This window comes from Affinundibacterium flavidum, assembly GCF_014284175.1.
Classification (GTDB): Bacteria; Pseudomonadota; Gammaproteobacteria; order Burkholderiales; family Burkholderiaceae_D; genus Undibacterium; species Undibacterium flavidum.
On sequence record NZ_JACOGA010000078.1, the window covers coordinates 1 to 255 of the forward strand.

The 255-nt window shown below is 41.2% G+C and carries 1 protein-coding gene; it reads left to right on the plus strand.

The annotated features are described in order from the left end of the window. A partial coding sequence (locus tag H8K55_RS21440; RefSeq protein ID WP_186944277.1) for a transposase occupies nt 1-255 on the plus strand: 255 nt, incomplete at both ends.

Consider the following 255-nt stretch of genomic DNA (forward strand, 5'->3'; position numbering starts at 1 on the left):
ACTGGTTGGATAAAGAAATTAAAGCACTGATTTGTTTAATTAACGACCATACTCGGAACGATCCGGACTTAAAAGATAAGCAGAAATTATTGGATAGCATACCTGGTTTAGGAGAACGCACCATCGCTATTTTGCTTTCCTACTATGCTGATACAGAGCGATTTACTTCAGTGAAGAAAGCAATTGCATTTGCAGGACTCGACCCACGTCATCATGAATCTGGCAGTAGTGTGCGGAGCAAGACTCGTATGTCAA